Source organism: Nocardia sp. NPDC051900 (genome assembly GCF_044452545.1).
GTDB lineage: Bacteria > Actinomycetota > Actinomycetes > Mycobacteriales > Mycobacteriaceae > Nocardia > Nocardia sichangensis.
The window spans coordinates 112,496-134,054 of record NZ_JBITBU010000021.1; the positions used below are offsets into that span (position 1 = coordinate 112,496).

Below are 21,559 nucleotides of genomic sequence, written 5' to 3' on the forward strand. Positions count from 1 at the left end.
GGGCCAGTGCTGGGTAGTAGTGGTTGTCGAGGATGAGGCGTTTGTGTCGGCGCTCACGGAAATCCCCCGGTGAGCTGGTTTCCGCTCACGTAATTCCTCAGGTTGCCGCTCACGTAATTCCCCAGTCTTGGTGAGTGCCTAGCGGCTGGTGCGGTCCTCGCAACAAGTTGGCTGCTCCCATCGGTTCGAGCGGTGGGAGCTTGGTTTGGCGAGGAGAACGTTCAGCGTGGTCGATGTGACCGAGATCTTGATCCACTGGCATGCGGGTAGGTCGCAGAGCCAGATCGCATCCAGCCTGGGGTTGGACCGTAAGACGGTGAAGAAGTATGTGGATCCGGCGGTCGCTGCAGGTTTGTCTCCGGGTGGGCCGGGGCTGTCGTCGGATGAGTGGGCGCAGCTGGTGCGGGAGTGGTTCCCGCACTTGGCTGACACGAGGTTGCGGCAGGTGACGTGGCCGGAGATCGAGAAGTATCGCGAGTTCATCGTGGCGATGCTCAAGGCCGGGGTGAGCAAGCAGACGATCTGGCAGCGGTTGCGCGATGAGGAAGGCTTGGTTGCCTCCTCGGCGTCGCTGAAGCGGTATATCGCAGCGAACCTGCCGGAAGAGGATCAGCGTGAGCGGGTGACGGTGCTGCGCGATGACCCGCCTCCGGGTGCCGAAGCCCAGATCGATTACGGGTATCTGGGTTCGTGGGTCGACCCGATCGGCGGCCGCAAGCGCCGGATCTGGGCATTCGTGATGGTGCTGGCGATGTCGCGGATGATGTTCGTGCGTCCGGTGGTGACGATGGACCAGCGGGCCTGGACCGAATGTCACGTGGAGGCGTTCGCGTTCTTCGGCGGTGTTCCGGCCCGATTGGTGCCGGACAACCTGCGCACCGGGGTGGCGCGACCGGACCTCGGGCCGGTCGGCGTCGGGAAAACGCATGTGGCACAGGGACTCGGGCATCTGGCCATCCGCCAGGGCGCCGAGGTCCGGTTCATGAAAACCAGCCGGCTGCTGGCCACCCTGGCCGGTGGTCACGCCGACCGCACCTGGGACAGACGGCTGCGCGAGTTCATCCGGCCCGCAGTGCTCATCCTCGACGACTTCGGCATGCGCGAGCTGACCGCGACCCAAGCCGACGACCTCTACGAACTGATCTCCGAACGCGCCGCCGCGGGAGGCTCGATGGTGCTGACCTCGAACAGATCGCCGGTCGATTGGTATCCACTGTTCCCCAACCCCGTCGTCGCCGAATCGCTACTGGACCGGCTGATCAACACCAGCCACCAAGTATTCATGAACGGACCGTCCTACCGACCCAACAAACGGCCCGCCACCACAGGCCAGCCACCGAAGGAGGCCATCGGGTAGAACATCAACCAGGACCCACCACCTGTCCGATTACTCGAGCAGACCAGCCGGGAATAACGTGAGCGCCCACAGTTTGCCGCCGATCGGGTGGCGGGGAGTGAGTTTCGCGCGCAGCACCGGATCGGGGATCTGCCGGTGCAGGTGCCAGCGGGCAAGGAGTTCGGCGGGGCGTGACGACCAGCCGCGGCGCATGATCGGAGCGAGCACGGCGTCCGCGCCGTGGTGCAGGGCGTGGCGGTAGAGGTGGTGTGCGCCTGGTAGGCGCAGCGCGGTGCGGGTCAGCGGCCCGAAGTCCGTGGCGGGTTTGGGCACCACCCACTGCGGAGTTCGCTGAAATACGCGCACGTACCGCGCGGTTTCCGCAACGGCGGGCAGGATCTGAGCGGCGCTGGATCCGGTGCCGATCACCGCGACATCGCGGCCGGACAGGTCGGTGTCGTGGTCCCAGCGGGCGGTGTGGAACACCGGCCCGGTGAACTGCGTCCGCCCAGGGTAGTCGGGGATGTTCGGTCGGTGCAGCTGCCCCACCGCGAAAACCACGACCTCGGCCACTATCTGCTGTCCGGATTCCGTGGTGAGCCGCCAGCGATCCCGGTCATCGAGGTAGGTCGCTTCGCTGATGGCGGTGCCCAGCCGCAGATGTGCGGTGAGCCCATGGTCGGTGGCGGCTTGGCGGAGGTAGTCGAGAGTTCGCCGCTGGCCGGGGTAGCGTGTGCGCCGGTTGCGGTAGGGCGCAAAGGAGAACGAGTACAGATGCGCGGGGACATCGCAGCTGCATCCCGGGTAGGTGTTGTCGCGCCAGACGCCGCCGACGTCGTCGGCTTTCTCGTAGATGGCGAAGCGGTCGATGCCCGCGCGCCGAAGCGCCACCCCCATGCCGATCCCACCGAAACCGGCACCGACGACAGCCACCTGTAGGTCCGCGCGTTCGTCGTCGGCCGGCGTCGCGGCGGAAACGAGCGATCCCATCAGGTCCTGTTTGGATGTGGTGTTCACTGGTTCACCACCCGATGAAACAGCGTTTCCCCGGGCAGTGGCGTGATGACGGCGGGCAGATCTATCAGTGCGTTCATGTGCAGGGGCGCATCCGGGTTGGACACGTCCATGCCGCTGTGGCGATAAAACTCGGTCAATCCAACTGTGTCGGTGTTGAATTGGCCGTACACCACGCTCGCTCCGGCTTGGCGGGCGATGGTGAGAGCGGGGCGCAGCAACGCGGTACCGATACCGCGGCGTCGCCAGGCGGGCTTGACTGCGACGGCGTGGATCTTCATCGTCGCTAACGCCGCGTGCAGGACAGTGGCGGGTCCCTGCGTCGTCATTTGTGCGCACAGAAAGAACGAGGGTCCGACTGACAGGCCGCCGATGGGATGGTCGGCGACGGCGACCAGCGCCATCGTTCGCGCGGCCAGCACCGTGGGAATGCCGCCGGGGACGGTGAGGCTGTTCAGCTTCTCCGCGGCGTAGCTGCGGGTCAGGCCGGTGGCGAGGATGCCGGCGTCGTCGACCTCGACGAGGTTGCGTCCGGCCGGGCGTGACTGCGGCACCCCGGCGAGGTGATGCCATCGGCTGAACTCATGCAGTTCTGCGCGGGACCCGGCGGGGCGGATCTGCACGGTGACGCGGGCAGGGGCGGCTTGGATAGAGGGGTTCATAAGTATCTCCCATCGGGGGTTGGCGAAGGCGTGAATCGGGCACACGGCATTAGGCCGTGGGCTATTCGGGCTGCCATATCGGCTGGTCGTCGTGGGTCGTGCTGATTCGGCCGAGTTGGACGTCGGCGAAGTGCAGGCCGAAGCCGAGGGTGCCGGGGGTGGTGAGTTGGTCGATGACGGCGCGGCTGGTTGTGACGGATTGGGCGGGGTCGTCATCGATGGCGGCGGTGAGTTCGGGGTGGGTGATCTGCAGGGGGGTTTGCATCGCGTCGCCGAACACGATCAACCGGTGCCCGGGTGAGGTGATCACGTAGCCGAGGTGTCCGAGGCTGTGGCCCGGCAGCGCCAGGGCGTGGACGCCGGGAAAGATTTCCTCCCCGTCGGTGATGGTGCGGACTTGGGCGGCGAAGACGTCGAGCATCTCGGCGCTGGCGCCGGTCGCGGCGGCGAAGGCTTTGCGCTGCCACTCGGTGTCGCCGACTAGGGCCGGGATGTCGGCGAAGGGACTGGACGTTGTGGCGGGAGCGGTTTGCCACAGCCACCCGATGTGGTCGAGATGCAGGTGGGTGATGGCGACGAGCTCGATATCGGCCAGGGTTTTGCCCGCGGCGGCGAGGCTGTCGAGCAGTTGCCCGCCGCGCATCAGCCCATACGGGGTGGGCACGGCCAGTGGACCGAAGCCGGCGTCGATGAGCATGGCGCGGTTGCCGTGCTCGACCAGCAGCGCGCCGACGCTGGCGACGAGGTAGCCGTCGTCGTTGATCAGATGCGGATTCGCGGCCCAGAGCTCGTCGTCGGAGTCCGGCAGCCACGCACGGGGTTCGAGCAGGGCAACGCCATCGGGGAGGTAGGTGATGCGGTGATCGCCGCGCTGATGGTGATGAACTGTGGCGGGTCGGGTGTAGTGGTCGAGGCTGACGGTCATGATCGGGTCTCCTGAGGTGAGGGTTCGAGGTGGTCGTGGCCGCCGCCGGGACGTGCCGTCCCGTCGGGCGGCCTGTCCGCGGGTTGGGGGCCGGGTGGGGTCGCGTCGGCCGGATGGCCGCGTCATGGCGCGAACCCAGCAGCGGGGGCGCCGGGCGGTTGCAGAGCCGCGGCGATGCGGGATTCGGCAGCAGGCACGGGGGTTCTCGCAGGGGGAAGATCGACGGCGGGCAGTGGAGGTCGGGGCCGCGTCCGGTCATGGATCGGGCCCAGCGGTCGGGTACGCCTGGCCCCCAGCGGTGTCCGCTGCGTCCACACCGGTTGCGCTGTCCCAGCTGTCGGTCGCGGCCTCCGGCATTGCGTCGGCGATCGCGGCGTCGAGCCCAGCTCCGATCTCGGGTTGGCCTCCGATGGCGGTGCCGAGGGCGTCGCGGGCGCGTTCGATCAGGTCTTTCGGTCTCGGGGGCCGCTCGATGTCACCGGCGTCGGTGGTGGTGTCGCCGTCGATGCGACGGAGGCTTCTCAGCGAGCGCCGGACACTATCGGCGATGGCCGGGCTGGTGTAGCTGCGCCAGTGGGTGTCGAGGTCATCGAGGCTGTAGTGCAGGTAACCCTCGACCCGCTGGGCGAGGTCCCTGGTCGCGGTGTCGAATGCTCGGGTGCGGGCCTCGGCGCCCAGGTCGATCGAGATGGCGGTGCGGTCGGCGCGGGTCCACAGCGCTTCCATGTTGCGCCGCAACTGTTGGGCGGCAGCCGGGTCCGGCTCGGCGTCGGCGGTCTCGATGCCGATGAGATGTTCGCGGGCGACGGTGATGGCAGCCATGTCGGTGAGCTGGCGCATGTCCTCGGCGACGCGGGAGGTGTTTCGCCGTCGGGGAGCCGGACGTGGTGTCGGCAGCAGGTGGTCGTCACTCCATGCACGGCCGGATTCGGCGAGCCGCCGCACGACTTCGACCCAGTCGGCGGGCACCCCTCGGTGGCGGGCTTGGATCTCCGCCAGCGCTCGTTGCCGATCGATCGCGGCCATCTGCTCGAACACCGACGTTGTCGCGGTGACTTCCGTGTCGGCGGTGTGGAGGGTGGTGCGTAGGTGGGTGGCGTCGGCGGCCAGGTCATGGATGCGCCTCAGCAGGGCCGCGTGTTCGGGTGGGATGTCCCCGCTGCGGGTGCTCGTTCGTGGGCGGGTCATTGTCCGTATCCCTCACCCAGTGAGGAGAACTGCGGCACGCCGATGTCACAGTCGGCCGCGGGGTCATACACCCACGCCTGAGTGCTGGCAGCGTGGCTGAACAGCGCTGTGAGCGGGTCGGTTTCCGTGTCGTGGACGGCTGCGCCAGGGCGAATCGCGGCGTCGACCGCAGCGTCGATGTCGGTGCCGGTGGTGCCAGCGGACTTGAACAGTGCAGGTGGGAGGGTCAGTCCCTCCGTGATCGCGGTGACCAGCTCCTCATGGGTGCACAACGCCGCCGCGGTGTCGATCCGGATTCCGGCGTTGTTCAACGCGGTGGCTTGCAACGCGTAGGAGCTGGTGTCAACTCGCGCGATCTGCTGCCAGCGCTGCACCACCTGCTCGGCAAGAAGACCGTCGACGGACATGATCGCCGCGTCAGCCCACTCCCCCGCGTCGTCCCACAGGGCACGACCTTCCTCGCGGGTGAGGCCCAGCAGGTTGGCCACCCCTGCGGTCCGGTAGCGCATAGCACGCAGATTTGCCTCGACCTCGGCAATGGTCGTGGTGTCGCTGTTCGGGGTGATCTGTTCGTAGGCGGCGTGCAGAGCGGTCCACGCGCCCAGGCGTTGCACGTCGGCGTAGAGGTCACCGAGGACGCGGCCCCAGTCGGTGGGTTCTGGCTCGCGGAGGTAGAGGTCGGCGCGCCAGTGGGTGCCGCGGTCGCCGCGTTCACGCACGTGCTCGATCCACACGCGTGGCGCACCACCGGCGTGGGCGGCGTCGATCAGTGCCTCACGCAGGATCGCGCGACCTTGGTAGTCCTCATACCAGGACTGCGGCGGGTTTTGTCCGGTCTTGTGCTGGCGTTCGGTGGCGGTGGCCACCATCCGGTTGAGGAACACCGTCTGGTTCTGCAGTGCTTTCAGTACCGCCGCCTGCTCCCGTGTCGGCGCCCTCACGACCCCGCCCCCAGGGTGAAGCCGCCGCCGAAGGCACGGAAGTCGGGTCCGAGTCCGAGCCGCTCGACCGGGGTATTCGCGTCGGGCGCCCCGAACCATGCGGCAGGAACGGGTTCGACTGGAAGGCCGGGGGTGTCGATGTGCTGGTCGGGGGTGCAGCGGTGCAGGGGCCCGTTGGCGGCGTCGAGGATGTAGCGCAGGTGCGGGTCGATGTGGCGGGTGAACAGTGTGCTCATCGCGGATTTGTCGGGCGCTACGCGGGCTGCTTCGAACACCCGGTGCAATCCCGCGAACCGCACCGAGACTGCGTGATGGGCCCACCACTTCCGGCACCAGGTGTATTGGCCTTCGCGGTTGTTGGCCGCGATCCGCACCGAGGTCACCGGCAGCAGCCACTGCTGCACGAACTCACTCCAGTGCTCGAACAGCGGCGGCGGCCCCTTCTGCTCGCCGTCGGACTTCTCCGCTGCCGGGGTGGGCTTGAAATAGCCGGTGGGGACCGGCTCGAAAGGTAGTCCGGGTGTGGCGATGTGGCTGGTGCGGGTGCAGCGGTGCAGGGGACCGTTGGCGGCGTCGAGGATGACCTTGAAGTGGGCGTCGACGTGGGAGAGCACGAAGGCGCTGAACCCGTTGCCGGTGCGGGCGCGCCTTTGCGCTTCGAACGCGGCGTGCAGATGCGCGATCCGTACCGCGACCGCCCGGTGGGCCCACCATCGTGGGCACCAGGTGTAGGTGTTTTCCCGGTTCGCTTCGGCCAGCCGGACGCTGACAAACGGCCACAACCACCTCTCGGCGAACTCGGTGAAATGCCGATACGACGGCGGCACCGGTTTGTTCGGCACGTTCTTGCCCGCCGCGGAGTTCCCCGTCGCCGGGGTTGGCGCGCTCATGAGCGTTCACCGCCGTCGGCCGGATCCTCGGGATCAATGGCTGGCGCTGTGCTGTGGTCGGCGGCTTTCTGGAACCGTTCGAGCGATTTCCGGATCAGGGGCGCGTATTCGGTGTCCGACCACCAGATCTTTCGCACCACGACCGGTCCGTGGTTCGGAAGCCGCACCAGGGCGCGATCTTTGGGCAGCGCGGCGAGCAGCGCGGTGTCGAGGATGGGTTCGGCGCGCCAGGACACCGTGCGGTTGGTGCCTTGGGGGCCGTGGCTGCGGGAGCGATCGGCGACGTCGTGCGGTCCGGTCATCGCTGACCAGTGCTCCAGATAGTCGGTCGCGGCGATCCCGCCGCCGTAGACCTCGATGGATTGGGCGCGCATCGTTTTCAATCCGTTCGCGCCCCAGAGGTCTTCACCCTGTTCGAGGACCTGAAGGATGGTCATCAGCACGATCCCGCACCCGCCGGCGTAGGTGTAGTACGAGGGCAGTTCGGCGATGCGGGCGCAGTTGGCGGCCTCGTCCAGCACCGCCAGCAGCGGTACCGCTAACCGCCCGTCCGGCCGCGCCCGTGCGGCGTCCAGCGCGGCTTCCAAGATCTGCCCGACCAGTGCGGAGGTGAGAGGTGTGGCGCCGTCGGGGCCGGCCATCGACAGCGCGTACAACGTGTCGGTCGATTCCACGAACCGCGCGGGTTGGAACTGCGGCAGCTGATGGGTCTGGTCTTGTTCGGTCCGGTCGATGACGAGTTCGGTTTCGCGGGTCTTCTGGTCGGTGGCCTCCCGGACCGCCAGCCGCACTCGCCGCGGTGGGGTGACCATCCGGGCGTAGCCCTCGTCGGTGAGCACGTTCAGGAAGCGGCGGGCCATGTCGAACAGGCCGTCGCGTTGGCGGCTGTAGAGCGCTTGGGATTCGAGGATGCGTTCGGCGGAGCGGTGGTGCTTGTAGTGGCGCAGGATCAGCGCCGGGGTCTGGTCCTGATCGCGGCCGAGCCACTCGGCCACATGCAGCAGATCTCCCCCTGCGCAGGCCGCGGCGTACAGATACAGCGCCAGCAGTTCCTGGGCGCCGCCGTCGAAGTAGGAGTCGACCTTGGCGTTGGCGGCTTGGGCCGCCGAGCCGGAGGCGGCGGAGACGAAGAACCCGGCGAGTTTCCGTGCCTTGGGCAGGGTGGTGACCTGGGCGAGCAGGTCGACCCAGAACCCGCATTCCACTTTGCCGGTGACTGCTTGCAGGTCGCACAACCAGATCTGGCCACGCTGTTCACGCCCGTACACGGTGTGCCGATAGAGGTCGGGCTTGTTGCTGGTGGCCAAGCATGGACCCCACGCTGAGAGCACGGCCGGGATCGCCCACGCCATGGTCTTGCCGGTGCGGGTGCCCGCGGCGATCGTCACCCCCAGCTCGGCGGGCACGAAGAGTTGCACCCCGCCGATGACGGTTTTACCCAGCGGTGGTCCTTTGAGGGCTTGGATGTGCGGGGGCGCGTCGCGCAGCAGCCGCTTGTTGGCGCGCAGGATGTCCCGCGCCCGCGCCATCCGAATGTCGCGGGGGCGTTGCATGGTGCGGGCGGCGGCGTCGATCTCGCTGCCCGATGCGAGTGTCCGCCAGCCGAACACTGCCAGCCCGCTGCCGGCGAGCAAGTAGACGACGCCGATGAGGCTGGCTTGCCACGGCCAGGGGTGTTTCCCGGTGGCGATTTCCAACAGGGCTGCGACGGGGTGGCGGGTGACGGGCAATCCGGCCCAGCGGCTGCCCAGGCTCAGCGCTGACCACGCTGCCAGCGCGATCAGCACCACTACGAGAAGCAGCAGCAACAGGGTGGTTTCCTCGCCGAGTCCGCGTTTGGTGCGGCGGCGGGTTTCCCGAGTCGAGAACATGATTCAGTCCTTCCGAGGGATGCGCATGTCCGTGTCGCGGGGGGTGTTCAGGCCGTCAGGTCGGCGTTCACGCCGGTCTCGTGCGAGGTCACGACCGGGTGGCCCTCGAGGTCGTCGGTGGGGCTCCACTCGCTGAACTGGGTCTCGGGCAGCGCGGCGTCGATGGCCGCGCCGATCTCCGCGCCGTCCCCGTGTTCGAGCCCCGTGAGTGGGTCCGGCAGCGCGAGTTGTCCGAGGCTCGCCGGATCATGGGAGTAGATGCCTGCCAGTCCCGCGTGGTAGGCGGCCTCGATGTCGGCCGGTGATGCTGCGGCGTCCGCGGCGGTGACGCGGGCCGTGCGGGCGGCATCCAGCAGGGATTCCAGCCGCTCGAGGTGAGCTTGATACCGCTCAGCCGCGGTCGGCCACGCATCCGACAAGTGGGTGTGTTCGGCGGTCGCGTCCTGCAGTTGCCGCAAGGCCGCGTGTTGGCGGGTCAGGCGTTCGTCTCGGCCGATGTCGCGGTCTGCGGCTGCTTCCTCGGCTTCCAGGAGTTGGTCGGTTTCGGTGATGATCGCGTCGACTTCGGCGAGGCTGGCCAGTGCCGGGCCGCGGCCGCCGAGGGCACGGTCGAGCACGCTGGTGCGCTCGGTGTGCCGTGCGGGTGAGTGGCCCGGTGGCTGCCAGCGGGCGGCGTCTTGTTCGGAGCCGGTGGTGGTTGTTTCGATGTGGCCGGTGATTTCCGCAGCTTGGCGCAGTGTGCGCCACACCATCGGGTCGACGTCGAGGTCTCCGGCGCGCTTGGCGTGGGTGATTTGGTTGTAGGCGACCCGGGTGAATTCCGGCCGCGTCTCCCATCCGGCGACTGCGGCTTGCAGTTGCCCCCACAGGCGGCGGTGCTCGGGTGCTTCGTGGCGGCCCCACTGTGCGGCCAATTCGTCAGCCCAGGCGCTGAATTGCTGCTGTTGCTCAAGTGTTTCGCCGTGTGGGGCGATCAACCGCAGTTGGTAGTAGTGGGTGAAATCCGCCCGGATCTGGGCCTCGGTGTCGGTGGCGGCGTCGCGGTAGTAGCCCGGGTCGGTGGTGCCGTAGCGCGGATCGGGCCAGCTCATCGCCGCACCCGCAGATCAGCGTTGCGGACCGGTCGGAGCTGTTGCGGCGCAGGAGGATGAAAGGTGGTGTCGGACATCGATGACCTCCGGTGAAGGAAGGCGTGGACCGCGTTGCGTCCTGTGACGGCCTTTTCGCGGTGTGGATGTCCCCTGGCAGTTCGGTTCGAACGTCCTGGTCAGTACCCGGTGACCAGTACGTCGACGAGAAAACGCGGGCAACGTATTCGTCAGTTCAATCGGTCGTGGGTGGGCGTGCTCCCTTCTCTGTGACGGCTCGAGCAGGCTCGGCTAGTACGGGTCGATTCCCAGCTCGGTCGGCCCGCGGTAGCCACCGACGTGATGGGAGGGATCGGGCTCGGTATCCCAGGCGTGTTGGCCGGTGGCAACGGCGGCGTCGACGGCCGCGGTGATTGCGGCTGCGGCGCCGGGGTCTGTGTCGGCGTGCTCGTTGTGGAGGGCGGCGTCGACGAACCGGGCGCGCAGTGACGCGGCCGCGGTGTTGATCATCTGTTGCGGTGTCGGTGGCGTGACTTCGGCGCCAGCGGTGGGGGTGCCGGTATCGGGGTCGGTGGGAACGTAGGGCGGTATCGCCAAGTCGGGGCTCGGGGCTGCGTAGGCGTTCCATGCGGCCACCAAATCCAGCTCGGTGTAGGTTTCCAGGTGCACCGCGTGCCCGCGGCGCGCGCCTTCCGCGGCCGGGCCCCAGAACGTGTCGGCTTCGGTGGCGGTGAACTGCGCGGCGTGGGCCAAAGCGGTGACTCGTTGGTGATACAGCTGCATGTTGCGGGCGAATTGCGCGGCGGCGGCCGGGTTGGTGCCGAAACTCCACCGCCCGGTAGCGATCCGGTCGGCGCGGGCGGCGGCGAGCGCGGCCATCCGCTCGAGATGCCACAGATCCAGGCTGAGCATGTCGATGTAGAAGTCCTGGGCGGCGTTGTCGCGCATCGGGTTTTGCCGCACGCCGGCCTCCACGCGGGGGCGGGTGCTGTGGCGCCCGAGTTCGCGGGCGTCGGCGATCCATGCCGCCTCGATGCCTGCGGTCAGCGCGGTTTGTTCGGCCTGCTCGAGTTGGGCTTCCAGGCCGTCCAGATGTGCTTGCCACGCGGTTTGCTGGTCGCCGTCGCTGGTGAGCGCTTCGAACTTCTCCCACCCTGCATCGGTGATGCGGGTGTGTTCGGCGGCCAGCAGCCGAATTCGCATCAACAGCTGCGCCTGCCACTGCGCCACCGTCTGCGCGGGCGAGAATTCTGATTCTGGCGTGGTCATCGTCGTGCCGGCCTCACCAGTCGGCCCCGAGCGCCGACCCGGTTTCCGGTGGCCGGATGTCGGGTTCGCCCGCGGGTTCGCTGGCCCACCCTACGGTCAGGTCTCGTGACAGCGCAGCATCGACTGCCGCGCCGATCCCGGCCTCGGTGGCCACTTCACTAGGAGTGGTGGTCGACAGCGCTTCGGTGGCGCGCTCGATGAGCAACTGCGGAGCTGGCGGGGCGGTATCCGGTTCCGGGTCTGCCACTTGGCTGACCGCGAGGGTGGCGCGTGCTCGGCGGACGTCGTGTTCGATGCCGCGCCAGGCGTAGGTGCGCCAGCGCTCCAGTAAGGCGGTGTCGTCGTAGCCGCGCACTGTCACCGACACCAGCTTCAACCAGCCGGCGTCGTCGCGGTCCCACAGCTGCGCGCGTTCCTCGGCGCTCAACTCGATGGCATGCGCGGTTTCGTTGGCTCTCGTCCATAGCGCGGCCATGTTGCGGTCGAACTGTTCGCGTGCGGCGGGGTCGTCGGTCACGGTGTCGTCGAGTCCGCGCAGCCGGTGTTCGACGCTGATGGCGGCCATGTGCTCGAGTTGCCAGATATCCGCGGCGATGCCTTCGACCATGTGCGCGCGCACCGGGTCTTCGCTACGGCGCATGGTGGGTGGGGAGTGCACGCTGTCGCCCCAACGTTGGCCGCGTTGTCCGGCGGCGCGGGCTGCGGTGATCGCGGAATCGGACAGGCCGACGGCGGCGGCGTGGAGTTCGATCTCGCTGCGGTCGGCGTCAAGGGCGCGCAGGTGGGTGCGCCAGGTTTGTATCGGGATCTCCCCGGTGCCGTAGTGCGGCTGGTAGATGGGATACCCCTGGCGCAGGACGCGGGTGTGGTCAGCGGCGGTGTTCTGGATGCGTTCGAGCAGCCGCAGCTTCCAGCTCGGCAACCCCTCCAGCTCGGGTGATGGTTGACTCACGGGCATAAGTCCTTTCTTCGAGATGCCTGGTATGACGGCTTTGGGTCCGTACGGGGCATAGGTCATGGCTCGGGTCCTGGGCCGAGTTCCTGCCGCGAACCGGCCGCGTCGAGCGCGTCCTCGCCGGAGTCGGGTCTGGCCCTGGGGGTGTCGGTCAGACCGGCGGCGTCGATCGCGGCGGTGATGTCGGCGGCGGGATCCGGGTCGCGGTCCGGGTCGACGATGAGTGCGGTGGGGATGCGGTCGGCGGTGGTGAGAGCGGCGGCGGCGTGTTCGACCATGCGGTCGGGCGAGTCCGGCATCTGGGTGGCGATGTCGTCGGGGGTGATTCCGGCGGCTTGCAGCACCATGACCGGCATCGCCGCGGCGGTGAAGTCCGCGCCGGCCAGCTGGCTCCACCGCTGCGCAAGCTGGTGGTCGGCCTGTCCGCGCAGTTGGTCGGCCACCGTCGTGGCCCAATGCCGGTACCCGCGCTGCCACACCTGGTGGCGTTCCTCTTGGCTCAATCCCAGCGCGTGCGAGACCGCGCCGAGGCGCTGCCAGGTCATGCCCATCACCCGCCGAAACCGCGCCACCGCATCTCCTTCGAGGCCGACACGACGCGGGTAGGCGGCGCCGACACCGGCCATGTCCTGCAATCCGTGTATCTCCCGGCGCAGCGCTGTGATCAGCGCGTGCCGCTCTACATGGCCTGAACCGAGGAGGACTTGTCCGGGCTGCCAGCGGCTGCCGCGTTCCCCGGCTGCGCGGGCGTAGTCGATCCACGCCTTTGGCACCCCGACCGCCAACGCGACCGTCTCGCATTGTTCGCGGGAGCGCTGCCCGATCCGTACCTGCTCGACCACCTCCGGTGGCGGGTTGGTGTGACCGGCATTGTGAGCGCGCTCGAGCAGTTGCTGGCTGTCGTAGGCGAGGTTCTGCACCGCCTTCAGCAGGCGCGCCTGCAACGGGGTCGGGGTGTCCATCTCACCGGCCTCCGCCCCGCCGCGGCGCTGCCGCAATGCTTCGGCTGGTCATAGCTCCTGCCCCAGGTCGGGGGTTCGGGGCATCGCAGCAGTGGACAGTTCGGTCTCGATCTCGAAATCCGTTGCTGGGGTCGAGCTGTCGCCGGTGAGTCCGGCCGCGTCGACCGCGTTGCCGATCACCGATCCTCCATCGGACACGGTGTCCGGCTCGCTTACGAGATCGGCGAACTCGTGGGTGAGGTGCGTGGCCAGCGATAGCTCTTCGGTCAGCCCGATGACGTCCTCGATCGCCACCCGCGGCGACCGGTGGGCCGCGCTCGAAGGGAAGTCGATGTCCTCGACGAGGGCGGCGTCGATGATGAAAGGGCCGCTATCGAGCGCCAACGGTGACATCTGATGCGCGCTACCCTGCGCGGGGTCGATGTCCTCGACGAGGGCGGCGTCGATGATGGTGGAAGGATCACTGCCGGTGTCTTCGGTGAACCGCTCGGCGAACGCCTCTGCCTCGTCGGCGTGCTGCGGCGAGAGATCTTCCGCGCCCTTGGCGGCAGCGAACGCGGCGGCCGAGGCCATCGCTTCCCCCGTGTCACCGTGTGCGCTCAAAGTGTCGCTGAAACCGGCCGCGCGGTGGCGGATGTCGATGAGCAGCTTCTTGTATTTGATATCGAGGTCGTGAAGCTCGTCGGCGCGAGTCTCCCGATTCTTGTAGGCGGTGATCTTCGCGTTGTGAAGTTCCCGGCTTTGTCTGCGTTCGAGCGAGCCCGCCATATTTCGCCGCGTCAGATCGGCATCGGCGCGTTCGATCTGCCGCTGCTTCTGCCGCTGCTCGAGCGTGTGCTGCTGACCGCCGCGCTCGATCCGGGCACGGACTTCCTCAACCCTGGCGGTGTTCAGGTCGCGCGCGTGACCTGCCGCTTCGACAGCGGTGCGCACGCGCACCCAATGCTCGACCGACGAGCGATACTCTTTCGCATCGGCGTGCTGGATCCGCTGCTCGGATTCCGCTTTCGACCGGGCGTGTCCGCTCTGGCCGCGCATCAGCGCGGCGGTGGTGTGCGCCGTCTGCAACGCTTGGACGAAACCCTGACGTACCGCCTGGCTGGATTCCTCGACCGGATCGCCGCTCACGATGTCACCTCCAATCCCGACAGCAACCAGGCCGAACCGGCTGTGGTGCGGGTGGCGTGGGCGTAGACGGCCCACCGGATCGGCGGCTGACCGGTCGGCTGGAGTTCGACGGCCAACACCCGGTGCGCGGAGGTGGCGGTGTCGGCGGGGTGGTCGTCGCTGGTCACCCGGGCCGTGGTGGTGAGGGTGGTGGCGTCGGTGCGCCACTGCTGCCACTGCGTCGCGGTCACCGGTGACCACACCAGCGCTGCGGGCTCGGCGGGCTCGGCGAACCCGGGATCCAGCAGTGCGCGCGCCGCTCGCAACGCTGCCCGCTGGTCGACCTGCTCGCTCGGGCGATAACCGAACACCGCCTCGACCGCCGCGGCCAATACCTGCTCGATCGAACAGGGGTCCACCGCGCTGAAGGGACGCGCAAAACGCGTTGTGCGGCAGTGTGGTTCACTGCTGGGGTCTGGCGGCGTTGTGGCGCTCGCACCGCATCCCGCGGCGACAAGGATCGCGGTGAGGGCGATGAGCCGTGTCGGTGTGTTCGTGCGGGTGTTCATGGTTCATGCCCCGGCTCTTGCGGTGAGGGTGCAGCGCCGGGCTCGGGTTCGGTGCTCCACTCGAGCTCGTCGGGCAGGGCGGCGATGACCGCCGCATCGTCGGGTTCGGCACGTGTCGCGTGCCCGACGCCGTCGTCTGCGGTGTTGTGCCACCAGTGGTGGATCGCGTGCTGGATCAACTGCTGAGGTCGCGGCGGCAACCTGTCGGCGTACAGGACCTGATCGTGGGAGCGGTCGATGCTGTCGCGGAGGTTGTCGACGACGTCGCGTGCTTCCCGCTCGATGCCCGGCCAGGCGTGGGTGAGCCATCGCTCCTCGAGGGTGTCCTCGTCGTAGGTGTGGACCGTGGCGGTGAGCAACGCATCCCACCCACGGGCGTTTCGGTCCCACAACTGGCCGCGTTCGCTGTCGAGGAGGTCGACCGCGACTGCGAGCTGGCACGCGCGTTGCCATATCGCGGTCATGTTGTTGTGGAATTGGCTGGCCAGGAGGGGGTCAGGCTCGGAATGGATGCCTTGGGCGGCGAGCCGGGCGCGGCGCGCGGCCGTGAGCGCGGCCATGTGTTCCAGTTGCCACACATCGTCGGCGAGTGTGTTGAGGACCCAGGCTCGGCGGGCTTCCGGCCCGCGCGGCGGGCGTGGTGGCGCGGGGTCGCGTTCGGCCCAGCGCACCCCGTGGCGCCCCAGCGTCCGGGCGGCCTCGATCCACTGCGGCGGGACTTCCTCCGCGCGGGCGTGGATTTCGGCGTCACCGCGGATCGCGTCCAAGGTCCGCAATCGGCTATGCCAGCTCTGGATCTGGAACTCACTATCGTTGCCGGAGGTGTAGGTCGGGTAGCCGCGACGCAGCAGATGCGCGCGTTCCACCGACAGCTCCTGGATGTTCTCCAGCAGCCGCACCTTCCACGGCGGCAACACCTCCCACGGCAGCAGCCCTGCCCCGGTCACCGCCGAACCTCCGCCCGGTGGGCGAACCTGCGCAGGTGAACGATGTGCCGGTTCATGAGAGCTTCCTCATCCGCGGCCGGAAAGCAGCCGCTCACCGGGACACGGCTTCGGCGGCGCGTAATGATCAGTGAGTGGGTGCGATTACGCATTTCGTTCTCCTGGAGATGGGCTGGTGTAGCGGCGCACGTCCATGCGTTCGCCCTCCCACGCGCTCAGCGGAGTGAGGGTGACGGTCTGCCCGGTTTGCGGGGCGTGCAGCAGCAGCTCGCGGCCCTGGGCGTCGCGGCCGTAGTAGATGCCGACGTGATGGGAATCCGTATCGCCCGGGGCGGTGAAGAAGATCAGGTCCCCCGGTGCCCGCTGCGCGAATGGCACTATCTGCGAGGACGGGTGGTCTTGCTGGGCTTGGGTGTAGTGCGGCAAGCGGATCCGGCCCCCGGAGGCGTGGTAGACGGCGTAGAGGGTCAGCCCGGAGCAGTCGAACCCGCCGCCGGTCGGACCGTTCGCATCGCCGCCGCCCCACACGTAGGGTGTGCCGATCCAACGCTGGCCGTGCTCGATCACCGCCCTGCCGAACGCACTCACTTCCGCAGGTAGCGGCACACCGGAGGTCCCCGGCCCGCACCCGGTCGCCTGGGATCCGCGCTGTAGACGGGGCATCGATGCGGGGTCGAGGTCGGCGAACATCGCATACAGTCGCCGCGCCAATTCCAGTTGCCCGGAGTATGCGTTGGGTGCGGAGCGTTCGATCGCTTGGGCCAACTCGGCCGGGGACATCTGCTCTGCGGCGGCTCCCAAGTGGGCGGCGTGGTCGTAGAACCAGTTGATCTGATAGATCGGGTCCATCAATGTCGCGATGCCGACCGAACCCCAGACGCTGGCGCGCATCTGGTGCGGGCCGACCGAGTCGTGGTCGTAGCCGAGACCGTCGTTGCTGTAGTTCAACGATTCGGGCACCACGGGATTCGCCAGGTTCCGGAAGCTCGATTCGGTGGCTTGAGCGGCCAGTTCGGCGAGGATCACGTTCTGCGGCATGCCGCGCTGTCTGCCGATCGCGACTCCGTTGCGCGCCAGCTGCAACTGCGCCTCCGACAACCCCGCCAGCGTCCTGCCGGTCGGGCCGCTCGCCCCGCCCGCTGCCCCCGACGACAACGGTGTCGAACACGAGGTCGCTTGCTCGGCACCCAGGATCACCAAGATCAGTAGGAGCAGCGCGACGGGGAGTCCGAGTGCGGTCGCTGTCACGGATTTCGATGCGGTGTCCATCAGCGCTCACCTGCTCGCCTCCTCTGCGCCGGGAAGGTTGTCGAAACGTCGGTTGGTGTTGTGGACGTCCGCAGCCCGTTCGGTCGGGGTGAACACCATCCGGAACGGGATCCCTGGCTCGTTCGCCTCACCGGTCTTCAGCAGGAAACAGCCAGTGCCGGGCGGTGTTTCACGCTGGGCGGGATCCAAATCGTCGTCGCTGGGCGGCCGCGGCGCGGCCCAAGAGGTGATCAGAAGCTTCTCGGTGTCGGTGATGCCGACCGCGTTGCGGATGCGGTTGATCTCTTCCGGCCCGACCGGCCCGATCAGCTTCGCTCGCGCCCGTTCGAAGAACCCGAGGGCTTTCGCCTGCGCGGCGGCGGAGTCGAACGCGGCGAGGTCTTTGATGGTGTGGCTGCACATGATCAACCCCGTGCCCAGCGTCCGGTTCAGCCGGGTGAGGGCGTCGACGCGGTCGACCATGAACTCCCCTACCCCGAGGACGCGCCAGATCTCGTCCATGACGACCTCGAACGTGCGTGGCGGCGCGAGACCGGCGTCGGCGAGGGCGTGGGCGGCGGCGACCGCGCCGAAGCCTTCGCTCCAGCAGACCATCAACACCGCGGCCAGTAGTTTGGTGTCGCCTTCGGGGATGCGGGAGACGTCCACGCACACCGCCGGACTGCCGAGGTCGAGCCGGGTGCTGGTGGGTCCGTTGAAGATCGCCCCGAATGGGCCCTCCACCAGTGCCCGCAATGAGCGGCGCAGGGTTTTGGTGCTGGCGCGGTAGGCGGTCTCGTCGTCCTCTTCGGCGAACTGGCGCAGTTGTTCAGCACCGCCGGAGATCACGTCGAGGAGGTCCGACAGCTGGGGCGGGCGCTGATAGGTGAAGCCGCCGGTGGGGCTGTAGAGCTGGCGCAGTCCGGCGGCGAGCAGCACTTCTTCGTAGTCGGCGATCCGGGAGCCACGCACGAGTTCGACGAGTCCGGCGACGATGTTGACTTGGCCGGCTTCCACGCGCGCGGCGACTTGGCGACGCTGGTCTGGGTCGGTGAGCTGTTCGACCACGGCGCCGAGGGCGCCGACGTCGAGGGGATTCACGGTGCCGTGGCCATAGCCGAGGTCGACGACCTGCCCCTCCAACTGTTCGACGAGGTCGCGGTAGTCGGGTTTGGTATCGCCCATGCACAGCACGGTTTCTCCGGCCGCGACCGCGCCGGTGACCAACCGCCGGATCAGCGAGGACTTCCCGAAGCCGTTGAGTGCCAGCACGAACGCGATCGGCGCGGTGATGAACCCTTTGAGAAACCAGGACATCGGATCGAAGTGGACGGGTGTGCCGGTGATGTAGTGCGCTCCGATCGGGGTGCCGACGGTGGGAGCGCTAGCTCCGACGGCGAACGGCCACAATCCCGCAACCTGCACGGTGGTCGCGCGCCATTCCGGGTTGGTGGCCACGACGGCCGCGCGGCCGCCGCCGAGCCCGCGATAGCCGCGGTCGGACAGATTCGCCAGCGGCCATCGGTTGAAGCCATCCCTGCCGCGGTCTTCCGCGCGGCGTGCGGCGGTGGCGCGTCGATGATCATCGCTCGATATCGCCCACCGGGCCCGCCAACCGCGCAGGCCGGGCTGGGCGGCAGCCGCCTCCGTCGCGGCGCGCGCCGAGGCGGAGAGCACCCGCACACCGGCGACGGTTTCGGTACGGGCGGGCCGTGGCGTTCTCTGACTACGGGGCTTGGTCATGCCGACACCCGCTTGGAGATCGAGGTGTGCTCGGGCAGGATCAGTCCGATTCCCAAGCTGGCGGCGAAGGCGGCGGCTTGGGTGCCGTAGCAGCGGCGCACACTCAACCGGGACGCTGCGGCCATCCCCTTGACCGAGGCTTCGATCCCGGGCAGGTCACCGTCGAGGTGATCGGTGACCGTCACCAGCACCCCGAACCGTGTCAGCCCGGCGCCGCGTGCTTGTTCCTCGCGCGCGGCTTGGGTGTTGCCCACCCGGATCCGCGCCGACGCCGAGGCGATGCCGCGTTCGGTCTGCTCGGCCGCGACAGCGTCACGGAAATCGGAGTCGACAAGGGTGGTGGCCTCCGCCGCGCTGTGCAGCCGATACACGATCGCCACACGCTTACGCGGCACATCCGCGCGTGGGCGCAGCAACTCCTCGAGTACGGTCTCCATCACCGCCCCGCGCGGAGCCGCATCCATCTCCCACGTGATCGACCGCGCACCGTCGTGGACGTAGTGATCCCAGCGATCCTGATGCGCGACCGGGCCGACCGAATCCCACGACTGCGTGCTGGTGATCTCTGAGCCTGCGGTTTCGACGTCGCGTTGTGCGGCGAGGTCGTAGCGGCTACGTACCAGCCCGAGGATTTCCCATGCCTGTAACGGGGTCGCGGGAAGCCCCGCGCGGGCGAGTTGGGAGAGCACGCCTTGCAGGCGTTGACCGATCTCACGGGCCTGCTCGGCGTCGTCGCGACGGCCCTTGCCGATCGCGCGGTAGGTGATCGAAATCCGGGCTTCGATGCGCACCCCGACCCCGCCGATATCGGCGGCGGCTTCCCGCATCACCGACTGCGCGAACTCCGGCGCGCTCGGGCGGACCAAGCGGGCGACCTCCCGCGCCTGCTTGAGGCGGGTTTCGACCACGTTCTCGAGCACCGAGCACACCGCGACCACTTCCCCACCCCGGCTCTGGGTCGCCAAGAACTGGCCGTACCCTTCGACCCAGGCGTCGATCTGGGCTTGGTCGACCAATTCCTTACCGCGCGGAATCACCTTCAACACCACCGTGTAGTGGTCGCTGCGACGGATATGGACCATCGCGAACCGGTGCCCGCCCGCCGTCTCGTACTCACTGAGCCGCGAATCCGCCAACAACCCGGGAAGTTTCGCGATTCCGGGGATGCGGGAGAATCGTCCGGCGCGGTAGAGGTGCTCGCCGCGGGCGTGGGCTGCGGCGAACTGCAGCCGCAACAACGCGAGCTCCCAGCCGGTGCGGCCGTTACGGGTGACCGCCAGCGGGGTGAACACCACCGTGCTGCCGAGGATCAGCACACCGGCCGCCAGCAGGGATCGGGTGATCAAGAACCCGACCATCACCATGATGATCAGCCCGAGCCCGAGCATCGACACGCCCCAGGTCAGACCGAAGAACCCGGCGGAACGCGGACGCTCCCAGCGGCCATACATGCGTGCAGTCATCGACGCACCTCCCCCGGTCCCAAAGCATCCGGGTCCAAACTTGTCGCGGCTGCCTCGCGGGTCTGACTTTCGATCGCCGACATGGTCTGCTGTGCGGCGTCTTTGACCATCTGCGCGCCCACCACCGCCGCACCAGCCACACCACCGCCCGCGGCACCGGCCGCCTCACTGCCGCCGCTACCCGCTGCGGACCCCGACGGCGGCTTGCCTGCTCCGGGACCGGTAGGACGCGCACCGCCGCTGCCGCCGACCGGACCTCCGCTTTTTCCGCCGCCCGTCCCAGCGCTGGTCGTGGCGGGGCTTCCGGCGCCGCCGCCAGGCATCGGACGGCCACCACCCCCGCCTCCGCCCCCTCCGGCTGGACTTCCAGCCATAGATGAGCCGGGGCCCCCACCACCAGGCGCGTTCTCACCCTCGCTGAGCTTGCGGGCACTCGACCGTTCCCCGACCGCCGCCATAGCGATCCCGGCCGCACCGCCGGCCACAACAGCAGCCGCACCGCCTCCGCCACCGAGTGTCGCGACGGCGGGGGCGACCAACCGAATCAGCGCGGGCAGGACAATCACTGTCATGACCAGCAGGATCAAGCCGAGCAGCACCAACTGCGGGTCCTGCTGATCGCGCCCCGCCACCGTAAAGGCGATCGCATAAACCAAGGCCCCCACCGGTTTCCACAGCACAAAGGCCAGTGACCAGCTCAGCAGGCGCTTGTATGCCTGGGAACCCGGCCCGGTACCCGAGGCGGCTGCCGCGAGCGGCAGCACCGCCACGACCACGATCAGCAGCGCTTGCCGGAGAACCAGCATCACCAGCTGGATGAGCATGCTGATGATCCCGAGCAGGAACAGCACAAGATAGGTCCCGGCACCCAGTCCGGAGTTCGTCTCGAACTCGAACTCGGCCACTTCGGCGACGATCTTGTGTGCGTCTCCTCTGGAAGCGTCGAACAGCACCCACTCCGCGAAGGCATCACCGGCACGAGTTCCAGTGGCGATGATCGCCGCGAAGGCCATCGAGGCGAACACCGCACGCGCCAACATCAAGAAGGTTTCCTGTGCCTCGCCCGCGACCCCGCCGCGTTTGGCCAGCGCCAGTCGGGCCGCGGCGAAGATGATCCCGCAGGTGAGCAGCAGCACCTGCAGCCCACTGGTGTATTCCCGGATCCCCGACAACGCCGGTCCCAATCCCCCGCGTTCGTCTGCCAGTTGCGGAGACGGCAGCGCTGTCCACCACGTCATGACAAATCGCAGAAGCGCGCCGAAACTTTCCCCCAGTTGCGACGTCAGGTCGTCGAGAACCGAACCAGCGGCCTTGGAAGCGGCTTGCCCGACTTGTTCGCATGCCTGCTGGGGTCCTAACGGTATATCGCAAAGGTCCGACGGCG

Annotated in this window: 19 protein-coding genes; 1 reads left to right on the forward strand and 18 read right to left on the reverse strand. The window is 68.2% G+C overall.

All coding sequences use genetic code 11. The features are described from left to right. The first annotated feature begins 235 nt into the window (after window positions 1–235). Window positions 236–1,357, forward strand: coding sequence for an ATP-binding protein (locus ACIA5H_RS30370; protein ID WP_397079036.1), 1,122 nt, complete (start codon window positions 236–238; stop codon window positions 1,355–1,357). Between the two features lie 30 nt (window positions 1,358–1,387). On the opposite strand, the gene ACIA5H_RS30375 is transcribed toward ACIA5H_RS30370, so the two are convergent. From ACIA5H_RS30375 to ACIA5H_RS30460, 18 genes are all read right to left on the reverse strand, one after another. Further along, window positions 1,388–2,353, reverse strand: a complete 966-nt coding sequence (locus ACIA5H_RS30375) for a flavin-containing monooxygenase (RefSeq protein WP_397079038.1) — start codon at window positions 2,351–2,353, stop codon at window positions 1,388–1,390. Then, entirely contained in the window at window positions 2,350–3,012 is a 663-nt protein-coding gene (locus ACIA5H_RS30380; protein WP_397079040.1) for a GNAT family N-acetyltransferase, read from the reverse strand. The genes ACIA5H_RS30375 and ACIA5H_RS30380 overlap by 4 nt, the downstream gene beginning before the upstream one ends. Window positions 3,013–3,073: 61 nt before the next feature. Beyond that, window positions 3,074–3,937, reverse strand: a complete 864-nt coding sequence (locus ACIA5H_RS30385) for an MBL fold metallo-hydrolase (protein WP_397079042.1) — start codon at window positions 3,935–3,937, stop codon at window positions 3,074–3,076. A 255-nt stretch (window positions 3,938–4,192) separates the two neighbouring features. Further along, window positions 4,193–5,125, reverse strand: a complete 933-nt coding sequence (locus tag ACIA5H_RS30390; RefSeq protein ID WP_397079044.1) for a hypothetical protein — start codon at window positions 5,123–5,125, stop codon at window positions 4,193–4,195. Further along, the gene (locus ACIA5H_RS30395; RefSeq protein ID WP_397079046.1) at window positions 5,122–6,066 is read right to left on the reverse strand and encodes a hypothetical protein; all 945 of its coding nucleotides are present in this window, start codon (window positions 6,064–6,066) and stop codon (window positions 5,122–5,124) included. The genes ACIA5H_RS30390 and ACIA5H_RS30395 overlap by 4 nt, the downstream gene beginning before the upstream one ends. After that, the gene (locus ACIA5H_RS30400; RefSeq protein ID WP_397079048.1) at window positions 6,063–6,956 is read right to left on the reverse strand and encodes a DUF4913 domain-containing protein; all 894 of its coding nucleotides are present in this window, start codon (window positions 6,954–6,956) and stop codon (window positions 6,063–6,065) included. Before ACIA5H_RS30400 ends, ACIA5H_RS30395 begins: the two co-directional genes overlap by 4 nt. Next, a complete protein-coding gene (locus tag ACIA5H_RS30405) occupies window positions 6,953–8,827 on the reverse strand; it encodes a type IV secretory system conjugative DNA transfer family protein (RefSeq protein WP_397079050.1) in 1,875 nt (624 codons plus the stop codon). The genes ACIA5H_RS30400 and ACIA5H_RS30405 overlap by 4 nt, the downstream gene beginning before the upstream one ends. Window positions 8,828–8,874: 47 nt before the next feature. Beyond that, the gene (locus tag ACIA5H_RS30410) at window positions 8,875–9,918 is read right to left on the reverse strand and encodes a hypothetical protein (RefSeq protein WP_397079052.1); all 1,044 of its coding nucleotides are present in this window, start codon (window positions 9,916–9,918) and stop codon (window positions 8,875–8,877) included. A gap of 288 nt (window positions 9,919–10,206) precedes the next feature. Then, window positions 10,207–11,184: a hypothetical protein gene (locus tag ACIA5H_RS30415; protein WP_397079054.1), complete on the reverse strand. Its 978-nt coding sequence runs from the start codon at window positions 11,182–11,184 to the stop codon at window positions 10,207–10,209. 13 nt (window positions 11,185–11,197) lie between these two features. Continuing rightward, a complete protein-coding gene (locus ACIA5H_RS30420) occupies window positions 11,198–12,136 on the reverse strand; it encodes a hypothetical protein (RefSeq protein WP_397079056.1) in 939 nt (312 codons plus the stop codon). A 62-nt stretch (window positions 12,137–12,198) separates the two neighbouring features. Then, entirely contained in the window at window positions 12,199–13,101 is a 903-nt protein-coding gene (locus ACIA5H_RS30425) for a hypothetical protein (RefSeq protein WP_397079058.1), read from the reverse strand. A 48-nt stretch (window positions 13,102–13,149) separates the two neighbouring features. Beyond that, window positions 13,150–14,229, reverse strand: coding sequence for a hypothetical protein (locus tag ACIA5H_RS30430; protein ID WP_397079060.1), 1,080 nt, complete (start codon window positions 14,227–14,229; stop codon window positions 13,150–13,152). Next, window positions 14,226–14,627 carry a hypothetical protein gene (locus tag ACIA5H_RS30435; RefSeq protein ID WP_397079062.1) on the reverse strand — a complete coding sequence of 134 codons (402 nt, stop codon included), beginning with the start codon at window positions 14,625–14,627 and terminating at the stop codon, window positions 14,226–14,228. Before ACIA5H_RS30435 ends, ACIA5H_RS30430 begins: the two co-directional genes overlap by 4 nt. Before the next feature lie 146 nt (window positions 14,628–14,773). After that, on the reverse strand, window positions 14,774–15,724 hold the full coding sequence (locus tag ACIA5H_RS30440) for a hypothetical protein (RefSeq protein WP_397079064.1): 951 nt from the start codon (window positions 15,722–15,724) through the stop codon (window positions 14,774–14,776). 141 nt (window positions 15,725–15,865) lie between these two features. Next, on the reverse strand, window positions 15,866–16,990 hold the full coding sequence (locus ACIA5H_RS30445; protein WP_397079066.1) for a C40 family peptidase: 1,125 nt from the start codon (window positions 16,988–16,990) through the stop codon (window positions 15,866–15,868). A gap of 6 nt (window positions 16,991–16,996) precedes the next feature. Next, the gene (locus tag ACIA5H_RS30450) at window positions 16,997–18,712 is read right to left on the reverse strand and encodes a hypothetical protein (RefSeq protein WP_397079068.1); all 1,716 of its coding nucleotides are present in this window, start codon (window positions 18,710–18,712) and stop codon (window positions 16,997–16,999) included. Further along, window positions 18,709–20,175, reverse strand: a complete 1,467-nt coding sequence (locus ACIA5H_RS30455) for an SCO6880 family protein (protein ID WP_397079070.1) — start codon at window positions 20,173–20,175, stop codon at window positions 18,709–18,711. The genes ACIA5H_RS30450 and ACIA5H_RS30455 overlap by 4 nt, the downstream gene beginning before the upstream one ends. Continuing rightward, a complete protein-coding gene (locus ACIA5H_RS30460) occupies window positions 20,172–21,413 on the reverse strand; it encodes a hypothetical protein (protein WP_397079072.1) in 1,242 nt (413 codons plus the stop codon). Before ACIA5H_RS30460 ends, ACIA5H_RS30455 begins: the two co-directional genes overlap by 4 nt. Window positions 21,414–21,559 lie beyond the last annotated feature (146 nt).

Excerpts from the sequence above, each read along its gene's own strand:
- ACIA5H_RS30380 (WP_397079040.1), bottom strand. The coding sequence starts at position 3,012 with ATGAACCCCTCTATCCAAGCCGCCCCTGCCCGCGTCACCGTGCAGATC.
- ACIA5H_RS30410 (WP_397079052.1), bottom strand. The coding sequence starts at position 9,918 with ATGAGCTGGCCCGATCCGCGCTACGGCACCACCGACCCGGGCTACTAC.
- ACIA5H_RS30385 (WP_397079042.1), bottom strand. The coding sequence starts at position 3,937 with ATGACCGTCAGCCTCGACCACTACACCCGACCCGCCACAGTTCATCAC.
- ACIA5H_RS30455 (WP_397079070.1), bottom strand. The coding sequence starts at position 20,175 with ATGACTGCACGCATGTATGGCCGCTGGGAGCGTCCGCGTTCCGCCGGG.
- ACIA5H_RS30425 (WP_397079058.1), bottom strand. The coding sequence starts at position 13,101 with ATGGACACCCCGACCCCGTTGCAGGCGCGCCTGCTGAAGGCGGTGCAG.
- ACIA5H_RS30445 (WP_397079066.1), bottom strand. The coding sequence starts at position 16,990 with ATGGACACCGCATCGAAATCCGTGACAGCGACCGCACTCGGACTCCCC.
- ACIA5H_RS30390 (WP_397079044.1), bottom strand. The coding sequence starts at position 5,125 with ATGACCCGCCCACGAACGAGCACCCGCAGCGGGGACATCCCACCCGAA.
- ACIA5H_RS30450 (WP_397079068.1), bottom strand. The coding sequence starts at position 18,712 with ATGACCAAGCCCCGTAGTCAGAGAACGCCACGGCCCGCCCGTACCGAA.
- ACIA5H_RS30400 (WP_397079048.1), bottom strand. The coding sequence starts at position 6,956 with ATGAGCGCGCCAACCCCGGCGACGGGGAACTCCGCGGCGGGCAAGAAC.
- ACIA5H_RS30415 (WP_397079054.1), bottom strand. The coding sequence starts at position 11,184 with ATGACCACGCCAGAATCAGAATTCTCGCCCGCGCAGACGGTGGCGCAG.
- ACIA5H_RS30405 (WP_397079050.1), bottom strand. The coding sequence starts at position 8,827 with ATGTTCTCGACTCGGGAAACCCGCCGCCGCACCAAACGCGGACTCGGC.
- ACIA5H_RS30460 (WP_397079072.1), bottom strand. The coding sequence starts at position 21,413 with ATGACGTGGTGGACAGCGCTGCCGTCTCCGCAACTGGCAGACGAACGC.